This window comes from Micromonospora sp. NPDC049559 (assembly GCF_040676675.1).
Taxonomy (GTDB): domain Bacteria; phylum Actinomycetota; class Actinomycetes; order Mycobacteriales; family Micromonosporaceae; genus JBFAPK01.
Genome location: NZ_JBFAPK010000029.1, coordinates 29,436 through 46,701, shown reverse-complemented (window position 1 = coordinate 46,701; position 17,266 = coordinate 29,436). Strand labels below are relative to the sequence as shown.

The 17,266-nt window shown below is 73.5% G+C and carries 15 protein-coding genes; 2 read left to right on the top strand and 13 right to left on the bottom strand.

Features of this window, described 5'->3' with window-relative positions; genetic code table 11:
- Positions 1-2: 2 nt before the first annotated feature.
- Both AB0J86_RS26770 and AB0J86_RS26765 read right to left on the bottom strand, forming a co-directional pair.
- Positions 3-452 (bottom strand): hypothetical protein, encoded by a 450-nt coding sequence (locus tag AB0J86_RS26770; RefSeq protein ID WP_363860368.1) that lies wholly within the window; start codon positions 450-452, stop codon positions 3-5.
- A gap of 111 nt (positions 453-563) precedes the next feature.
- Positions 564-1,037 carry a hypothetical protein gene (locus tag AB0J86_RS26765; protein ID WP_363860367.1) on the bottom strand — a complete coding sequence of 158 codons (474 nt, stop codon included), beginning with the start codon at positions 1,035-1,037 and terminating at the stop codon, positions 564-566.
- Between the two features lie 201 nt (positions 1,038-1,238).
- On the opposite strand from AB0J86_RS26765, the gene AB0J86_RS26760 reads away from it, so the two are divergent.
- Positions 1,239-2,771, top strand: coding sequence for a glycosyltransferase family 39 protein (locus AB0J86_RS26760; protein WP_363860366.1), 1,533 nt, complete (start codon positions 1,239-1,241; stop codon positions 2,769-2,771).
- 104 nt (positions 2,772-2,875) lie between these two features.
- On the opposite strand, the gene AB0J86_RS26755 is transcribed toward AB0J86_RS26760, so the two are convergent.
- Together AB0J86_RS26755 and AB0J86_RS26750 are read right to left on the bottom strand one after the other, a co-directional pair.
- A complete protein-coding gene (locus tag AB0J86_RS26755; protein ID WP_363860365.1) occupies positions 2,876-4,066 on the bottom strand; it encodes a low temperature requirement protein A in 1,191 nt (396 codons plus the stop codon).
- A gap of 158 nt (positions 4,067-4,224) precedes the next feature.
- Positions 4,225-5,349 carry a glycerophosphodiester phosphodiesterase gene (locus AB0J86_RS26750; protein WP_363860364.1) on the bottom strand — a complete coding sequence of 375 codons (1,125 nt, stop codon included), beginning with the start codon at positions 5,347-5,349 and terminating at the stop codon, positions 4,225-4,227.
- A 237-nt stretch (positions 5,350-5,586) separates the two neighbouring features.
- On the opposite strand from AB0J86_RS26750, the gene AB0J86_RS26745 reads away from it, so the two are divergent.
- Positions 5,587-6,264 carry a TrkA family potassium uptake protein gene (locus AB0J86_RS26745; protein WP_363860362.1) on the top strand — a complete coding sequence of 226 codons (678 nt, stop codon included), beginning with the start codon at positions 5,587-5,589 and terminating at the stop codon, positions 6,262-6,264.
- 49 nt (positions 6,265-6,313) lie between these two features.
- Here AB0J86_RS26745 and AB0J86_RS26740 read toward each other — a convergent pair whose 3' ends face one another.
- The 9 genes from AB0J86_RS26740 to AB0J86_RS26700 all read right to left on the bottom strand — a co-directional run bounded on the left by AB0J86_RS26740 (position 6,314) and on the right by AB0J86_RS26700 (position 17,190).
- Positions 6,314-7,987 (bottom strand): serine/threonine-protein kinase, encoded by a 1,674-nt coding sequence (locus tag AB0J86_RS26740; protein WP_363860361.1) that lies wholly within the window; start codon positions 7,985-7,987, stop codon positions 6,314-6,316.
- Between the two features lie 146 nt (positions 7,988-8,133).
- Positions 8,134-9,696 (bottom strand): fused MFS/spermidine synthase, encoded by a 1,563-nt coding sequence (locus tag AB0J86_RS26735; protein WP_363860360.1) that lies wholly within the window; start codon positions 9,694-9,696, stop codon positions 8,134-8,136.
- 36 nt (positions 9,697-9,732) lie between these two features.
- Positions 9,733-10,698 (bottom strand): hypothetical protein, encoded by a 966-nt coding sequence (locus AB0J86_RS26730; RefSeq protein ID WP_363860435.1) that lies wholly within the window; start codon positions 10,696-10,698, stop codon positions 9,733-9,735.
- A gap of 317 nt (positions 10,699-11,015) precedes the next feature.
- On the bottom strand, positions 11,016-11,945 hold the full coding sequence (locus AB0J86_RS26725) for an acetoacetate decarboxylase family protein (protein ID WP_363860359.1): 930 nt from the start codon (positions 11,943-11,945) through the stop codon (positions 11,016-11,018).
- A gap of 255 nt (positions 11,946-12,200) precedes the next feature.
- Positions 12,201-12,992, bottom strand: coding sequence for an inositol monophosphatase family protein (locus AB0J86_RS26720; RefSeq protein WP_363860434.1), 792 nt, complete (start codon positions 12,990-12,992; stop codon positions 12,201-12,203).
- A 41-nt stretch (positions 12,993-13,033) separates the two neighbouring features.
- Entirely contained in the window at positions 13,034-13,486 is a 453-nt protein-coding gene (locus tag AB0J86_RS26715) for a response regulator (RefSeq protein WP_363860358.1), read from the bottom strand.
- An 85-nt stretch (positions 13,487-13,571) separates the two neighbouring features.
- Positions 13,572-15,422: an ATP-binding protein gene (locus AB0J86_RS26710; protein WP_363860357.1), complete on the bottom strand. Its 1,851-nt coding sequence runs from the start codon at positions 15,420-15,422 to the stop codon at positions 13,572-13,574.
- Positions 15,419-16,618 (bottom strand): fused response regulator/phosphatase, encoded by a 1,200-nt coding sequence (locus tag AB0J86_RS26705; RefSeq protein ID WP_363860433.1) that lies wholly within the window; start codon positions 16,616-16,618, stop codon positions 15,419-15,421. Before AB0J86_RS26705 ends, AB0J86_RS26710 begins: the two co-directional genes overlap by 4 nt.
- A 215-nt stretch (positions 16,619-16,833) precedes the next feature.
- Positions 16,834-17,190 carry a hypothetical protein gene (locus AB0J86_RS26700; protein ID WP_363860356.1) on the bottom strand — a complete coding sequence of 119 codons (357 nt, stop codon included), beginning with the start codon at positions 17,188-17,190 and terminating at the stop codon, positions 16,834-16,836.
- Between the last annotated feature and the right edge of the window lie 76 nt (positions 17,191-17,266).

The window sequence follows — 17,266 nt, the reverse complement described above, 5'->3', positions numbered from 1 at the left end:
CGTCAGGGGCAGACCCGCCAGTGGTCGCCCTCCTTCACCAGGCTGATCATTTGCGTCAGCTCGCCACCGCCCTGCCGGGTCAGGCGTACCGAGGCGGTTCCGCCGACTCCCCGGTTGGTCCTGGAGAGGTTCAGGCCGACGATCTCGTAGTCGCTGATCCTGGGCTGGGCGGACTGGACGCGGGTGAACTCGTCCTGGCTCGTCCGCTCCCGGGCCCGCGCGCACAGCCGCGCGTACGCTCCCGGATAGTTGCCGGCCCGTAGCGCGTCCAGGTACCCGACCGTCGTCTCCCGCGCCGGCCCGAGTTCCGCGCCCGTGCGGAACAGTACGAAACCGGCAACCGTCCCGCCCCCGCAACAGAGGACCAGCACGATCGCGACGACGATCAGGACGGTACGAAAGCCGCGGTTCGGGCCGCGCGACGGCGGTACGGTGATCGGCTCGTAACTCATGGCACAGACGGTAGGTAGCCAACGCCACCTCGCCGTCCGTCCACCCGGTACGGACGGCAGCCGGGTACGGGCCCCCGGGACGCCCGAGGGCCGTCGGGCCCGGTCGGCCGCTCAGCCGGCCGGCGGCTGCGGCGGTCCCGAGACGGGCGGCTGCGGCGGTCCGGAGACCGGCGGCGCCGGGTACGTCGGCTGCTGCGGGTACCCTCCCGGCGCCGGAGGTTGCGGCGGGTACGGCGGCTGGCCGGGCGCGGGCGGCTGCCCCGGCGGGTACGGCCCGCCGCCGGTCGCCGGGTACTGCCCCGCCGGGAACGGGGCCTGCGCCCCGCTCTGCGGATACTGCGCGCCCTGCGGGTACTGCGGCCCCGCGGGCGGATACGGCGGACCGGCCGGCGGGTACTGCGGCCCCGAGGGCGGATACGGCGGACCGGCCGGCGGATGCTGCGGCCCGGCCGGCGGATACGGCGGCAGGGGCTGGGCGTGGGGCGGCACCGGCTTCGACCGCGACGCACGGACGATGAACACGATCGCGATCGCGACCCCGCCGACCACCACGAGGAGACAGATCAACAAGATCAAGATTTCCAACAAGGTCATCCCTAAGCTCCACGATTCCGCGCCCCCGGCAGGCGCGCGCGCAGTGGGGCAGTCTATGCCCTGGCCCACGCGGGTCGATCTGGCCGGAACGACACAAGTGGACAGTCGTACGCGGGCGCATGCTCACCGGTAGCGCATATGCGTGCGCGCACGATGACCCGCCGTCGACCTGACGGCGGTACGGTGCCCGCCATGGCGCTAGCCCGGCACGACGTACCCGCGACCCGACCCGGCGCCGGTGGCGCCTCCGGCGGTCTCGCCCCGGTGGCCTGGCGGCCGGTCGGCGCGGTCACCGCGCTGCTCGCGGCCCTGCTGCTCGCCACCAACGGCGGCTACGGCTACCACCGCGACGAGCTGTACTTCCTGATGCTGCGGCCGGCGTGGGGGTACCGGGACCAGCCGCCGCTCACGCCGCTGCTGGCGAGGCTGACGGACGTGCTCTCGGACGGTTCGCTCTGGGCGCTGCGGCTACCGGCGACGATCTGCGTGCTGATCGCGGTACTGCTGGCGGCCCTGCTCGCCCGCGAGCTGGACGGCGGCGCCCTCGCCCAGACGCTGGCCGCGCTGGGGCTCGGCACCGCCGCGGGCACCCTGATCTTCGGACACGTCCTGCTGACCGCCACGGTCGACCTGGCGGTGTGGCTCGCCGTCATCCTCTTCGCCGCCCGGGCCCTGCTGCGCGACGAGCCACGCTGGTGGCTGGCGGCCGGGGCCGTCGTCGGGTTCGGGCTCTACAACAAGCTGCTCGTGGTGCTCCTGCTGGTCGGGTTCGGCGTCGGGCTGCTGGCGCTGGGCCCGCGCCGGGCGCTGGTCGACCGCTGGCTGCTCGGCGGCATCGCGCTGGCGCTGCTGGTCGGTGCGCCGAACATCGTCTACCAGCTCACCCACGAGCTGCCGCAGGCGCGAATGGCGGGGGCGATCGCGCAGGACAAGGGCGACGACTCCCGGATCCTCCTCGTACCGTTCCAGCTCATCCTGATCGGGCCGCCGCTGGTCGCCGTCTGGGTCGCCGGCCTGGTCGGGCTCCTGCGCCGGCCGCGGTGGCGACCGGTGCGCTTCCTCGCCGTCGCGTACCTGCTGATCTGCGTCCTCGTCCTCGTCCTGGGCGGGCAGGCCTACTACCCGTTCGGGCTGCTGGCCGCGCTCTTCGCCGCCGGCTGCGTGGTCACCGCCGACTGGATCGGGCGGGGCCGGCGGGCGGCGCGACTGGGGCTGGTGCTGGCCGCGGTGGGGCTCAACGCGGCGGCGAACGCGCTGGTCGCGCTGCCGCTGGTGCCGATCGCCGACCTCGGTACGACCCCGATCCCGGCCATGAACCAGACGGCGCGCGACTCGGTCGGCTGGCCGGCCTACGCCGACCAGGTGGTCCGGGCGTACGCGGCACTGCCCGCCGCCGACCGCCCGCACACCGTCGTCCTGACCGGCAACTACGGCGAGGCGGGCGCGCTGCGCCGGTTCGCCGAGGACCGGCTGCCGACGGTCTACAGCGGCCACAACGAACTCTGGTACCAGGGGCCGCCGCCCCCGGAGGCGACGGTGGTGCTCGGGGTCGGCATCGGCGAGCCGGGCGAGCTGAGCCCCTTCTTCGCCCGGTGTGCCCTCGTGGGGCGGCTCGACAACGGTCTCGGCGTGGAGAACGAGGAGCAGGACCGGCCGATCGTGGTGTGCCGCGAACCGGCGCGGAGCTGGCGGGAGCTCTGGCCCCGCGTCCAGCACTACGACTGAACCGACCGCCGCGACCCGGCACCGGGCGGCCACCGGACACCGGGAGCGACCGTGAGACAACCCGGGGAGCGACCGTGGGACGCCCGGGTACCGGGTCGGACCGGTCAGCCCTGGTCCGGCCCGACGCGGCCCATGCCGGCCGCCTCCCGGCCGCTCATCGCATCGGCCAGCACGATGCCGAAGACCACGGCCACGGCGGTGGCGGCGACCCCGAGCGGCGGCAACATGATCATCGCGGGCGACATCACCAGGAGCACCCCCGTGCCGATCACCCAGGGGTGGGCCACGTGCACGAAGACCTCGTGCCCGAGCAGCGCTCGCCCGATGAGGAAGAGCGCCGGGCCGCCGACGATCACGGCGATCCAGGGCATGCTGGTGTGCCCGAGCGGGTGGTTGATGATGAGTTCGTCGCCCACGGTGGTGAGCACGATGCCGGCGACCATCACCAGGTGGGCGTACCCGGCCCACTTGGTCTCGTGGGCCGGGTCGCGGGAGGTGGTGACCGCCGTGCCGAGCTTCTCCCGGGTCCGGTAGAAGTAGATCCACCAGAGCAGCACGGTCATCGCGAACGCGACCACGAAGGCGAGCCCGCGGTGCAGGCTGTAGTCGCTGCTGCGGAAGGTACGGGCGGTGATGACGATCGTCTCGCCGAGCGCGATGATGATGAACTGCCGGTACCGCTCGGCGAGGTGCTCGCCGGCCACGTTCCACTCCCACTCCTGCGAGCGCCCGATGAAGGGCGTGGGCCAGCGAAAGACCGGCGCGACGTAGTCCAGGGCGAGCGCCACCGTCCAGAGCACGGCCCGGGCGGCCGCGCTCGGCGTGGCCGCTCCGGCGAACCAGATCGCCCCGGAGAGTCCGAACCAGAAGATCCCTCGCAGCGGCCGCCGCCGCAGCCGGTGTCCACGCAGGAGCACGGCGAGCACGATGCTGCGTCCGAGGTGGATGCCGACGTACGCGGAGACGAAGAGCATCGCGCGATTGGTGAACGCGTCCGGCACGGCGGTCGACATCAGCAGGCTGCCGAACATGATGCCGATGACGATCAGCTGGACCGCCGGGCGTTCCGAGTTCAGCGTGTCGGTCGCCAGGTTGGTGTACGACCAGACCCACCAGATGGCGAGCAGCAACAGCAGCGCCTGGTACGCCCCGAACGGGGTGAGGTCCTGGATCAGGACCTCGGAGAGCCGGGCGAGGATGAAGACGAAGACCAGGTCGTAGAAGAGCTCGACGTGGGTGGCCCGCTGCGGCCGTCCCGGGTCCCGGATCAGCGGGGAGTACCGACTCGTTCCCATGCCCGCCCGTCCCACCGACCCGCATCGCTCGTCGGTGCAGTCGTATCACGCCAGACGGGCGTTTGCCCTGCTGACCGCCCAAAATCGACAAGCGGGCCGCCGGTACCGCGTCGGCGGGCCGCCCGTGTACCGGGCGGCCCGCCGACGCGTCCCGTGGGTCAGGAGCGCGCGAGGCCCGCGCGGGCGGCCACCGCCGCGTCCGGGAAGTCGCTGAACACGCCGTCCAGGCCCAGGCCGTAGAAGAGCAGGTATTCGGCCGTGATGTCGCCGCGGGCGTTCGGGTCGGTACCGGCCCGGAAGTCCAGCGGCAGGAACTGGTTCTCGGCGCGGAAGGTCCAGGCGTGCACGATCAGCCCGGCCCGGTGCGCGTCCCGTACCACCTCGGTCGGGGCGAGCAGCTTGCCGGCCGCGTCCCGGGGCACCAGCAGGTTCTTGTTGGCACCGATGCCGTCGGCGTACGTGCTGATCCACTTGAGGTTCTCGGGCCTGACCAGGTCCTGGTACGTACGGCTGTCACCGGAGACGGTGAAGTCGTACGGCTGGCCGGTGGCGTCGAGCAGCTGGACCAGCCGTACGTCGGTCAGCCTGCTGAGCTTGCGCAGGTTCGCCGTCTCGAACGACTGGACGAAGACCGGGTCCTTGCGGCTGGTCAGGTCGTTGCGCCGGAGCACCCGTACCAGCGGCTCCTCCAGCGGCAGCCCGATGGACTGGAAGTAGGTCGGGTGCTTGGTCTCGGGGTAGACGCCGATGGTGCGGCCCAGCCGCCGGCTCTCGCCGCGCGCCAGGTCGAGGACCTCCTGGAAGGTGGGGATCTCGAACTGGCCGTCGTAGACGGTGTTGGTCGGGCGCACCTCGGGCAGCCGCTCCTTGGCCCGCAGCGTCTTCAGCTCCGCGAGGGTGAAGTCCTCGGTGAACCAGCCGGTCAGCGCGGTGCCGTCGATCGTCTTGGTGGTACGGCGGCCGGCGAACTCCGGGTGCGCCGCGACGTCGGTGGTGCCCGAGATCTCGTTCTCGTGCCGTACCACCAGGACGCCGTCGCGGGTCGAGACCAGGTCCGGCTCGATGAAGTCGGCGCCCATCTGGATCGCCAGCCGGTAGGCGGCCAGCGTGTGCTCGGGCCGGTAGCCGCTCGCCCCGCGATGGGCGATGATCGTCAACCGGTTCCTCGCCTCGGTCCGGTCACGCTCGTCGCCGTCCTGCGCCGCCGCCGGTACGGTCTGCGCCACCGCGACGGTCGCGAGCAACGCCCCGGCCACGCCGAGAGCGGAAAGGGTACGTCGCAACGCCAGCTCCTGTCTCGAAAGAAAATCGACCAAAGTCAAGCCTTTCAGGTCGACGTTCGGTCGGTCGTCACCTGTCCAGCGGGTGAACCTCCTGGAAGTTCCAGGTGGCTGCGGGCCCGCCGTGGTAAGCAGGGCGGGTGCAGGATCGGCTGATTCCGGCGCATCGCGCCCAACGGCCCCCGGACCGCCCGCGTCCACGGCGCGGACCGGGAACCGCCCACCCCCAGGGGTGGCTCGTTGCCGGTTAGCGGTGGCCGGCCCGGCGTCGGTGGCGACGTCGCCGTGATCGGGCTGGGGCGGTTCGGGGGCCACGTGGCCGAGTCGCTCTCCCGCCTCGGTCACCGGGTGCTCGCCGTGGACGAGGACGCGCGGCTGGTGCGCAGGTGGTCCCACCGGCTCCCGTACGTGCTACAGGCCGACTCGACCGACGACGCCGCGCTGCGGCAGCTCGGGATCGGCGACTTCCCCCGGGTCGTGGTCGCGATCGGCGCCGGGGTCGAGGCCAGCGTCCTCACCGTGCTCGCGCTCGCCGAGATCGGCGTACCGCAGATCTGGGCCCGGGCCACCTCCACCCGGCATGCCCGCATCCTTTCCTCGGTCGGCGCGCAACACGTGATCTTCCCGGAGGCCGCGATGGGCGAGCGCGTCGCGCACCTGATCATCAGCAACCTGCTCGACTTCATCGACTTCGGCGAGGACTTCGCCATCGCCAAGACCCGCGCGCCGGACAGCGTGGCCGGCCGGTCGCTGGCCGAGATCGGGCTCCGGGAACGGTACGGCGTCGTGGTGGTCGGGGTGAAGAGCCCCACCGGCCCGTTCGAGTACGCCGGTCCGGAAACCGTGATCCCGCGCGACGGCGTACTGGTGATCGAGGGGACGATCGAGCAGGTCCAGCGCTTCGCCGCGATCGGCTGAGGAGCCGGTCCGGCCTCCCCGGTCCCCGGTCGGCCGGCCGACCCGCGGCTCAGTCGTCCGCCCTGCCCTTGCCCTTCGCCTTCTCCTTCGGTCCGTCGTGCGGCGGCGGACCCGGCTTCTTCTCGCCGATCTTCGGTCGGCTCGGGCCGCCCCCGCCCGGCGACCCGGCCCGCTCCCCGGCGCCCGTACCGCCCCGGGCCGGCGCTGCGGGCGAGGTCACCGCCGCCACGGCCCGGGTACCGGGCGTCTGGGCCGGGCGGCCGGCCATGGCCGAGACCTGGACGTCACAGACCGACCCGGCGAGCCGGAACCGCACCGGGAGCGGGTTGGCGCCCGCGTAGCTGCCGGTCAGCCCGAGCGCGGCGGAGGCACCCGGCAGCAGTTCGGACTGCTCGCTCGCGGGTTCGGCGGTCACGTCGCGCCCGCGCTGGCTCCAGTACGCCGACCTGCCCCCGTGCACCGTCTGGTCGCCCGGGAACGCGAAGGTCAGCTCCCAGTCGCGCAGCGGCGTACGGCCGGTGTTGGTCACCTTCAGCTCCGCGTCGAAGGCGTTGCCGGAGTCCTCGCGCAGCGCGTACTCGACCCGGCAGCTCGCCGGAACGGCGTCGGCCGCGGCCGGTTCGGCACCGCCGCTCGACGGCGTACGCGAGGTGCCCGCCCAGACCAGGCCGGTGATCGCCAGCAGGCCGGCGCCGACCACCATCGCCTCGGCCCGGCGGCGACGCCGCGCCACCGCCTCCCGGCGGGCCGTCGCCTCGCGCCGCGAGAGCGACGGCGGCAGGGTGTCGGTCTCGGCGGACCAGGGCAGCAGGGTGGTGCCCGCCTCGGGTGCCCCCGCGGCCGTGGTGGCGTCGCCCGCCACGGGCAGCGCCACCAGGATGCCGGCCGCCTCGGCCAGCGTACGGGCGAGCGCGACGCTCGCCGGCCGCTGCTCGGGCGCCTTGGCCAGGCAGCGCTCGCAGAGCCGCGCCACCTCCTCGGGCAGCCCGTCCACCGGCGGCAGCGGCGCGGGATCCTGGTAGAGGTGGGCCCGGAGCAGCTCGGTACCGGTGCTCGCGTCCCACGGCAGCCGGCCGCTCAGCATGCGGTAGAGCAGCAGCCCCAGCGCGTAGACGTCGGTGGCGGGCGAGACCTGCCCGTCCTCCAGGCGCTCGGGGGCCAGGTAGGCGGGGGTGCCGAGCAGATGCCCGTCCGGTCCCGCCTCGCGCTCGCCCACCACCGCCGAGATGCCGAAGTCGACGACCTTCGCGCCGGTGCGGGTGAGCATCACGTTGCCCGGCGTGACATCGCGGTGCACCACGCCGCGGGCGTGCGCGGTGGCCAGCGCGGCCGCGACCTCGGCGCAGGCGGTCACCGCCTCCCGCCAGGGCAGCCGGTTCCGCCGACCGAGCCGGCTCGCCAGGGACTCCCCGCCGACCAGCTCCATCACCACGTACGGGATGGTCGCGCCGGCCTCGACGGCCTCGCCGTAGTCGTAGACATTGGTGATGTTCGGGTGGCAGAGCCGCGCCGCGGCCTGCGCCTCCAGCCTGATCCGGTGCCGGAAGGACCGGTCACTGGCGAGGCTGTCGGCGAGCACCTTGACCGCCACCTGCCGGCCCAGCACCTCGTCGTACCCGCGCCACACCACCGACATGCCGCCCGCACCTAGCCGCTCGACCAGGCGGTACCGCCCGCCGAGCAGCCGGGGGCCGATCTCCACCGCACCGCCCGCACCACCCATGACGCGATTCATTGCCCCTGGCCGGCGGCTTGACACCTGCTCATTCGAAATCGGTCACGGCTACCCGCGCCCGGGCCGCCGGAGGCGGTCGCGCCCTCGGCCGGCGCGGCGGGTCCGGCGGTCGCGCCCCCGGCCGGCGCGGCGGATCAGGCGGTGGCGAGCAGCTGGTCCACCGGGGCGTACTCGTCGGTGAGGACCAGGGCGTCGCCGACGAACTCGGCCAGCGGTGCGCCCGCGAGCAGGGTGACCGGATCGGTGACGGTGGCGGTGAGCCGGGCCCGGAGCGCGTCCAGCGGCAGCGGCGACGGCGAGGCGACGATCACGAAGTTGGCGCCCTGCTCGCCGGCGATCGCGGCCGGCGGTGCGATCAGGGCGACGTGCGCGAACTCGGCCGCCACGGTGGCCAGCTCGGACCGGATGAAGCGCAGCGGCGGGTGGTCGATGACGTTCTGCACGTACAGGCCGTTCGGGCGGATCACCCGCCGGATCTGGGCCGCCATCTCCCGGGTGGCGAGGTGCCAGGGGACCACGAGGTAGCCGAACGCGTCGCCGACGACCAGGTCGGCGCTGGCGCCGGCGCGCCGGCCCACCAGCATCCGGGCGTCCCCGACCACCGGGCGCAGGTCCGCTCCGGGACGCAGCCCCAGCTCCCGCTCGCCGAGGGCGACCAGCCCACCGTCGATCTCGAAGACGGTGTTGCCGCTGCCCGGGCGGGTGGCGGTCAGGTACCGGGGCACGGTGAAGCCGCCACCGCCGAGGTGCACCGCCTCCAACGGCCGGCCGGGCGGCGCCATCACGTCGGTGACCGCCCCGATCCACTGCGTGTACGCGTAGTGCAGGTGCCTCGGGTCGGCGAGGTCGACATAGGAGTGTTCGGCCGAGTTGAGGCGCAGCACCCGTCCGCTCGGGCGCCCCGGGTCGGCCTCGACCGAGGCGCAGTGGTACGCCGTCTCCACGTCGCACGGGTTCGGCGCCACGGCGGCCAGGCCCGCGCCGGCCAGCCCGAGCACGACCAGCCCGGCCCGCAACCGCAACGCCCCCGGTACGCCCGTGCGGTCCCGGCGGCGCAGGTAGATCCCGAGCGCGATCCCGGCCAGCACCAGCAGGGCGCTGAGGCCGAGCATGATGACCGTGGTGGAGAGCGCGGCCACCAGCACGAATCCGGTCGCCAGGGTGGCGGTGATGCCGCCGAGCGTTCCGATGCTGGAGAGCCGCCCCACCACCTGCCCGGTCCGGCGCAGGTCGCCGAGCTGCAGCTTGACCACCAGCGGGGTGACCGCCGCGAGCAGCGCCGCCGGCAGGAAGACCGCGAGCGCGGTGAGCAGCAGGATCGCTCCGGTCGCGCCGCCGGAGAGCAGCTCGCCGGCATAGCGCACCAGGGGCAGGGTGACCGCGGTGGCGATACCGCTGAGCACGAGCGCCGGCGCGAGCAACGGCCGCGGGTCCCGTCGGTCGGCGAGCCAGCCGCCGAGCCACGCCCCGTACGCGATGGCCGCCAGCGCGACGCCGATGACCGCGCTGGTGACCTGTAGCGTCACCCCGAGGTACGGGCCGACGAGGCGCAGCGAGACGGTCTCCAGCACCAGTACCGCGCCGCTGGCCAGGAAGACCAGGGTGGAGGCGAGACCGAGCGGCAGTGGACGGACGCCGCCGGCCTGGTGTTCGGTTGTCGGTCGGGCGTCCGTCACGCCCGTCGGTAGCGAGTCCATCGCTGCGATGCTACGCAGCGCGGCTGTGGCGTGACGTCACAACATCGAAAGATGAACATGGTTCGTATGGTCGGCCGCCGGGCTACCGGCCCCGCTGTACGCCCGCCACCCGGTGCTCGGCATCCAGATCTGCCGGTACCAGATCACGTACATCACCCCGAGCCGGCTCGCGTTCTTCACGAGGAAGGCGGCGAGGTTGTTGCCGTACGTCCGGTCGCCGCCGGTGGCGCTCTTGTCCTCGAACCCGCCCGCGGCGGCGGAGAAGTCGCAGGCCCGCCCCTTGGGGTGCTCGCCGTCGCCGCCGCTGCGCTTGCAGGCGGTGTACCGCTTGAAGCCGGCCGCCCGCGCCTCGTTGTAGGCGTGCAGGGTGCGTGGCGTGATGCAGCCGTCGGTGGTCGGGTCGTCGATGGTGCAGGACTCCTTCGGCCAGCTGCCGTCGGAGTTGCGCGGCGCCGGCTTGGCCAGCGGCGAGTTGGCGCTGATGAAGCCGCCGGCCGCGCCGCCGCCGACGGTGGCCAGCGCGCGTTCGGCGTCCTGCTTGCGCTTGGCCAGTACGGCGAGCTGCCGCCCCTGCTCCTTGACCTCGTTGTCGATCGCTGCCTTGGCCCGGGTGGCCTGTTCCCGGGTCGCCAGCAGCGTGCCGAGTCGCCGGCTGTCGCGCTGCGCCATCAGGTCCAGCCCGGCCACCCGATCCAGGAACGACTCGGGCGAGCCGCTGTTCAGCAGCATCGACATGGCGCTGAGCCGGCCGACCCGGTACGACTCGGCGGCGACCACGCCGACCTCCGCGCTGAGTACGGTGAGCCGCGCCTCCAGCCGTTGCAGCTCGGCCGTGAGCTCGCCCTGTCGCTTCTGCGAGGCTTCGAGCTTCGCCTTCGCCTCCAGGTGTCCCCGGGCGGCGGCCTCCAGCGCGTCGCGCAGGCTCTTGGTGCCGCCCTCGTCCCCCGGTGCCGGCTTGGGCGCGGCCGTCGCCGGTGCGGCGGGGGTGCCAACGAAGACCATCGCCGTGGCGACCAGCGCCGCGATGAAGCCCAGCGCGCGGCGCCGGGTGGTAGCCGTCTTGCGCACGAAAGCCGTTTCCTCTCGTTGGCCGCCCGCCCCGGCGGGACAGGCCTCGGCGGCGGCCACCACCGGCGTCCGGCGGGACGCCACCTGGCGGAGACCGCCGGACAGCCTACCGGAACTCGTCGATGCTGTCGGCCCGCCGGCGTCGCGACCGAAACCGCCCCACCTGGGCCGCCGATGTCGTGGCCGGAACCGGCCGACCCGGCGGCCCGGGCTGGGGCCCCGCCGTACCTCGGCAGGGCCCCTTCCTCCCGCTACTGGCCGAGAATGCGCAGATCGGTGACGGTGTAGGAGAGGGAGCCGCGGAAGCCCGCGCCGACGCGCTGCGGCGCCAGGTCCGCCAGCTCCTCGCCCGGCGCGGGCGAGAAGGTCAGCTCACCGGCACCGGTCCAGGTGTTCGCCACCTTCGGCGTGTCCAGGATGGACATGGTCAGCTCGTGGACGGCGGGGTTGTCGTACTGGCCGAGGCGCAGCTGTGGGAAGTGCCGCAGGTTGACGATCGGCCGGCCCAGCGCCGGGATCGTGGACGCGGTCTTCTCCAGCGTCACCCTCGCGTCCGCCAGCCGGCGCCCGGCCGCCGAGAGGCTGGCGGCGAACCTGCCGCCGGTACCCACGGCCGGCGCGGCCTGGCTCTCCACCGCGAAGGCCCGGGTCTGGTGGATCGCGCCGAGCTTCTTCGGGAAGCCCTGCACCCAGCCCCGCGCGAGCGCGGCGTCGTTGTCGACGTAGATGAACGGGCACCAGGCGACCGGGGTGCCCTGCCAGACCGCGTCGAGCAGGACCAGGAACTCGCCGTACTGGCTGCGCACCGGGTCGAGGTACTCCTCGTGCTCACCCGAGAACTGCCAGTCGATGAAGAGGGCGTACCCGTGACCCGAGCTGGTCGGGTCCGGGGTCAGCCCGGTGGGCAGCGAGGCCGCGGCGGCCGCCGCGGTGGTCCAGAACTCGACTCCCACGATGTCGCCGACGTAGTGCCACGGCGGGGCCGGGGCCAGGTTGGCCACGCCGCGCGCGCTCAGCGGGTAGGTGTAACCCTTGAGCCGCTCCTCGACCTGCGGGGTGGTGGTGGCGGTACCGGCCGGCTCCCCCTCGACGGCGAGGGCGGGGGTGGCGACGGTGGTGGTCGCGATGGCCGCCAGTCCACCGGCGAGCAGGCTCCGCCGGCCGATCTCGTTCTGCTGCACGGACGTTCCTCCGCTTTCTCCGCTCTCCGCGGGCTGTCGTTTCCCGGGGGCCGGTACCGGTCGACGTCGCCGACCGGGCCCGGCCCGGACAACCCGTACGCCGCGGCGGCGTGGCGCCGGCCGGGCTCGCGGCTGTCTATCCGGAGCACGTGCCGGAACGGAGAAGCGTTCTCCGCTGACTGATTGATCACTCAGAGCGGGATGGCGGAATATCCGGGCGTGGAGACCGCGCGTCGGAGTTACCCGACCGTACGTTCAGCCGAGGCTCTCCCGTACGGTCTCCCAGATCCGTTCGTTGGCCGCCACGAGCAGCCCACGCTGGTCGTCGGCCGGGTCGTACGGGTCACCGTTCAGCCGCCGCGCCACCCCGCCGGCCTCCCGCACCAGCAGCACCCCCGGCGCGTGGTCCCACGGCAGCGTCCGCCAGAAGAACGCGAAGTGCTGCCGGTCCACCACGACGTCGGGGTACTCCCGGCCGGCGCAGTGCTGCCCCGGCAGCAGCTCACCCAGCCCCTCCCAGCGCCCCTCCACCGAGGCCCGCAGGTCGGGTGGGAGGAAGCGGATCGGCATGGCGCCCCGCAACCGTCCCGGCGCGGGCTCCTCCCGCCTCGCCCGGACCCGGACCCCGTCGAGGTAGGCACCCTCGCCCGCCACGGCCACCGCCAGGCTGTCGTCGACCGGGTCGAGGATCCAGCTCGCCTCGGTGGCCCCGCCGCGCAGCAGCGCGACCATCATGGCGAACGGGCGGCGTCCGGCGGCGAAGTTGGCCGTACCGTCGACCGGGTCGACCAGCCAGACCGGTCCCGGGTCCCGGAGCAGGTCCAGCTCGCTCGGATCCGCCGCGACCCCCTCCTCGCCGACCACCTCGGAGCCGGGCAGGATCCGCCGCAGTCCCTCGGCGAGCTTGCGCTCGGCCTGCCGGTCGGCGACCGTCACCACCTCGCCGGGGGCCTTCTCCTCCACCTCGCCGGGGTTCAGGTGCCCGAAGGCCGGCAGCACGACGCCGGCCGCGGTCTCCCGCAGCAGCGCGCCGACCTCTTCGATCATCTTCTGTCCGGAGGTCACCGGACCCGCCCTCCGCGCACGGTCTAGGCCCGGGGCGGAAGCTTGACGACGCTGACGAAGAACTCGTCGATCTGCCGTACCACCGCGATGAAGCGCTCGAAGTCGACCGGCTTGGTCACGTACGCGTTCGCGTGCAGTTGGTAGCTGCGCAGGATGTCCTCGTCGGCCTGCGAGGTGGTGAGCACGACGACCGGGATCCGGCAGAGCTGCTCGTCCCGCTTTATCTCGGCGAGCACCTCCCGGCCGTCCCGCTTCGGCAGGTTCAGGTCGAGCAGGATCAGGTCCGGCAGCACCACGTCGGCGTACTGGCCCTCGCGGCGCAGGTAGGCGAGCGCCTCGGCGCCGTCGGAGACCACGGTCAGCCGGTTGCGCAGCTTGTGCTCCTCGAACGCCTCCTGCGTCATCAGCACGTCGCCCGGATCGTCCTCGACGAGAAGCACCTCGATGGGGCTCTTCCCGTCCGCCGGCGCCGTCATGCCGCCGGTCCCGCGTACCTGGTCATCTTCTCTCCTCCACATCGGCCGAGCCGGCCGGCCGTACCACTGACCACACCTCGCGCGGTCACGCCACGCTCTCCCGCCCGCCGGTGGACCCCGTCGCGGGGTCGCGCGGCCCGGGCCCGGCCGAGCCGTCCTCCGGGTCCGTACCGGCGCGCGGGCGGGTCACGGCCGATCCGGCGGGTACCCCGACGGCGTCGTCCTCCGCCGGCTCGTCCGCGGGCGACCCGGCGTCAATTCCGTCGCCCTCCCCGGCCTCGCCGCCGCCCGCCGACTCCCCGGTCTCGGTGTTCCCGCTCGCCGCGTTCTCGCTCGCCGTCCCGTCGGCCTCGGTGTCACCCGCCGGTTCCGCCGGGGCGGGTCCGTCCTCCTGACCGGCGACGACCGGCAGGGTGAAACGGATCGCCGTACCCTCGGGAACCTCCAGGTCGGCCCAGACCCGGCCGCCGTGGTACTCGACGATCTTCTTGACGATCGCCAGTCCGATGCCGGTACCCGGATACGCGTCCCTGGAATGCAACCGCTGGAAGATCACGAAGATCTTGTCGGCGAACTCCGCCTCGATCCCGATGCCGTTGTCCTGGCAGGTGATCTCCCACTCGTCGCCGACGCGGCGGGCCGAGATGCTCACCCGCGGCGGCACGTCCGGGCGGCGGAACTTCAGCGAGTTGCTCACCAGGTTGGCCAGCAGGTTGGCCAGCAGCGCCTCCTCACCCTCGACCACCGGCAGGTCGGACCAGGTCAGCGTACCGCCGGCGTACTCGCGGGCCGCCTCGGTCTGCGCGGCGACCTCGCTCATCACGCGGTTCAGATCGACCTCCGCGAAGCCCGAGGTGATCCGGCCGATCCGGGAGAAGGCGAGCAGATCGTTGATTAACCGCTGCATCCGCTGCGCGCCGTCGACCGCGAAGGCGATGTACTGGTCGGCCCGCTCGTCGAGCTGCCCGGCGTACCGGCGTTGCAGCAGCTGGCAGAAGCTGGCCACCTTGCGCAGCGGCTCCTGCAGGTCGTGCGAGGCGACGTACGCGAACTGCTCCAGGTCGCGATTGGAGCGGACCAGCTCCTCGGCCTGCTTCTGGAGCTGGCCGTTGACCCACTCGATCCGGGTCCGCGCCTCGCGTACCTCGGCCAGGTCTGCCGCGATCTTGCGGCGCATCGCGTCCACGTCGTCGGCGAGCTGCGCCAGCTCGGGCGGCCCGACCGGGTCGATGTGGCGCTGGTAGTCGCCGTTCGCGACGTCCCGCACCTGCGCGGCCAGGTCGGTCACCGGCCCGATCACGAGCCGGTTCAGCGAGGTGGTCAGCGCCACCCCGGCCACCACCACCACGGCCGCCGCGATGACCAGCAGTACGACCAGCGTGTTGCCGGTGCTCCGGGCCTTGCCCGCGACCTCGTTGCGCAGGTGGAGGATCATCGACTGCAACGTCTCCACGGAGTGCCGCAGCCCGGTGAAGCGCTGGCTGGCCTGCTCGTTGAGGAACGCCTGCGCCGCCGTGGTTCCGCTCTTGGCCACCAGGTCGATCGCCGGCACGGCGACCGCCCCGCGCCACTGCTCCGCCTGGTCGCGCACGCTGAACAGCTGCTGGCGGATCTCCGGCTGGTCGCCGAGCAGCCGGTCCATCCCCGCGATCAGCTGTCGTTCCTGCTCCAGCCCGCTGTGGTACGGCGCCAGGTCGCCCTGCCGGCCGCTGACCGCGTAGCCCCGGACGCCGGTCTGCTGGTCGACCAGCGCCCCGAGCAGCTGCTCGGCGTCGGTACGCAGCGGGCCGGTCTTGGTCAGCAGCGTGTTCAGGTGGGTGCGGTTGTTGCCGGCGACCACCGCCGCGCTCGCCGCCAGGGCCGTCAGGAGCAGCCCGACCACGACGCACAGCGCCATGACCCGCCGGCGCAGCGTCCAGTTCCGCGTTCCCGTCATCGCCCCGTTCCCCTGCTCACCAGCAGCATCGCGACGTCGTCGGCGAGCGGCCCGCCGTTGAACTCCTCGGCCCGGCCGACCAGATGGCCGGGCAGCTCCGGCAGCGGCACCCCGCTCGCCTCGGCCACCAGGGTGCTCAGGCCCGGCACGTCGAGGCGCTCCTCCCCGCCGTCGATCCGGCCGTCGATGAGACCGTCGGTGTAGAGCAGCAGAGACCAGTCATCGGCATCGAACTCCAGGTCGAAGGCGACGGGCCGGCGCGGCCGTACGCCGAGCAGCAGACCGTTCGGGGCCGGCACCGGGTCGACCCGGCCACCGGAGAGCAGCAGCGGCGGCGGATGCCCGGCCAGCCGTACGGTGGCCCGGTTGGCGGCCAGGTCGAGCCGGACCGTGGTCACCGTGGCGAAGATCTCACGGGCCGGGCGCTCGCTCATCAGCACCTGCTCGACCGCCGGGATCACCTCGTCGTCGGGGACCCCGGCGAGCACCAGCGCCCGCCAGGCGACGCGCAGCTCGACCCCGAGCGCCGCCTCGTCCACCCCGTGCCCGCAGACGTCGCCGACGATCAGGTCCACGCGGTCCGCCGCGGTCTGCACCACGTCGTAGAAGTCGCCGCCGATCGCGGCGTCGTGCCGCCCGGGACGGTAGAACGTGTGCACCGCCACCTGGTCGGTGTCCATCAGCGGCTGCGGCAGCAGGCCCCGCTCCAGCCGGGCGGACTCCTCCTGGCGCAGCTCCACCTCGCGCAGCTTGCGGGTGTTCTCGTCGGCGCGCTTGCGCTCGACCGCGTACCGCAGCGCCCGCGCCAGCAGCACCCCGTCGACCTGGCCCTTGACCAGGTAGTCCTGGGCTCCCTCGGCCACCGCGCCGATGCCCAGGTGCTCGTCGGAGCGGCCGGTGAGCACGCAGACCGCCGCGCCGCTGGACATGCCCAGCACGGCGCGCAGCCCGTCCAGCCCCTGCGCGTCCGGCAGCCCCAGGTCGAGCAGCACGCAGTCGACGCCGGCGATCCGCTGCCGGGCCTCGTTCAGGCTGGCCGCGACCACCAGGTCGATCGGCGCGTTCGTCTCGGCCAGCAGCTCCCCGACCAGGAAGGCGTCGCCCTCGTCGTCCTCGACCAGCAGCACCCGTAGCCGCTCGCCCGGGGGCAGGCCGGGCCGCTGGCCGCGCCCGCCGGGGCCGTACGGGCGTGGCACGACGGAGGAGCCGGTCACGTCCGTACGCCCCACGTCTCGCCGCCGTGACCGCGGTGGTGCGGCCAACAGGTGACCTTGTCCCTGGTCAACTCGCCTCCCCGCGTCCGCTGCACCGTCGCCGTATCCGGCCCCCTACTGGAATAACTCGCTGATCCTGTACCAGACAACGCTCCCGCACAACACGACCGGCGCCCGGTCCCGGGACGTGGCGACGCTCACTCCGCCGGCGCGGTCGCACCCCACCGGTCCCGCTCCATCCGCTCGGCGATCATGGCACCGAGCACGCCGTGCAACCGGCCGCAGTCCGGGCAGTGCAGGTTCTCGTCCAGCCGGTGACCGCCGCAGTTCGTACACCGGCCCCGGTCCGCCGGGTCCCGGTACCGGGCGAGCGCCTCCCGCAGCGCCCCGGCCAGGTGCGGGGTGAGCGGAACCGTCTCGGTGGCGTGGCCGTACCGCAGCTCGACCGTCCCCTGGACGGCCGACGGTTCGGGGTCGAACGGGGCGACCCGCTCGACGAACTCGGTCAGCGCGGCGACCGGGTCGGGCGCGCCGGTGGGGACCGTCGAAGCCATGCGTACACCCTACGTGTCCGTCCGGTCGAGTCCGGGACGCGCCGGCGCCGAACGGCGCGGCACCGGTCACCGGTCC

Excerpts from the sequence above, each read along its gene's own strand:
- AB0J86_RS26700 (WP_363860356.1), bottom strand. The coding sequence starts at position 17,190 with ATGGCTTCGACGGTCCCCACCGGCGCGCCCGACCCGGTCGCCGCGCTG.
- AB0J86_RS26755 (WP_363860365.1), bottom strand. The coding sequence starts at position 4,066 with ATGGGAACGAGTCGGTACTCCCCGCTGATCCGGGACCCGGGACGGCCG.
- AB0J86_RS26735 (WP_363860360.1), bottom strand. The coding sequence starts at position 9,696 with ATGGACTCGCTACCGACGGGCGTGACGGACGCCCGACCGACAACCGAA.
- AB0J86_RS26770 (WP_363860368.1), bottom strand. The coding sequence starts at position 452 with ATGAGTTACGAGCCGATCACCGTACCGCCGTCGCGCGGCCCGAACCGC.
- AB0J86_RS26760 (WP_363860366.1), top strand. The coding sequence starts at position 1,239 with ATGGCGCTAGCCCGGCACGACGTACCCGCGACCCGACCCGGCGCCGGT.
- AB0J86_RS26720 (WP_363860434.1), bottom strand. The coding sequence starts at position 12,992 with ATGATCGAAGAGGTCGGCGCGCTGCTGCGGGAGACCGCGGCCGGCGTC.
- AB0J86_RS26710 (WP_363860357.1), bottom strand. The coding sequence starts at position 15,422 with ATGACGGGAACGCGGAACTGGACGCTGCGCCGGCGGGTCATGGCGCTG.
- AB0J86_RS26740 (WP_363860361.1), bottom strand. The coding sequence starts at position 7,987 with ATGGGTGGTGCGGGCGGTGCGGTGGAGATCGGCCCCCGGCTGCTCGGC.
- AB0J86_RS26715 (WP_363860358.1), bottom strand. The coding sequence starts at position 13,486 with ATGACGGCGCCGGCGGACGGGAAGAGCCCCATCGAGGTGCTTCTCGTC.
- AB0J86_RS26730 (WP_363860435.1), bottom strand. The coding sequence starts at position 10,698 with ATGGTCTTCGTTGGCACCCCCGCCGCACCGGCGACGGCCGCGCCCAAG.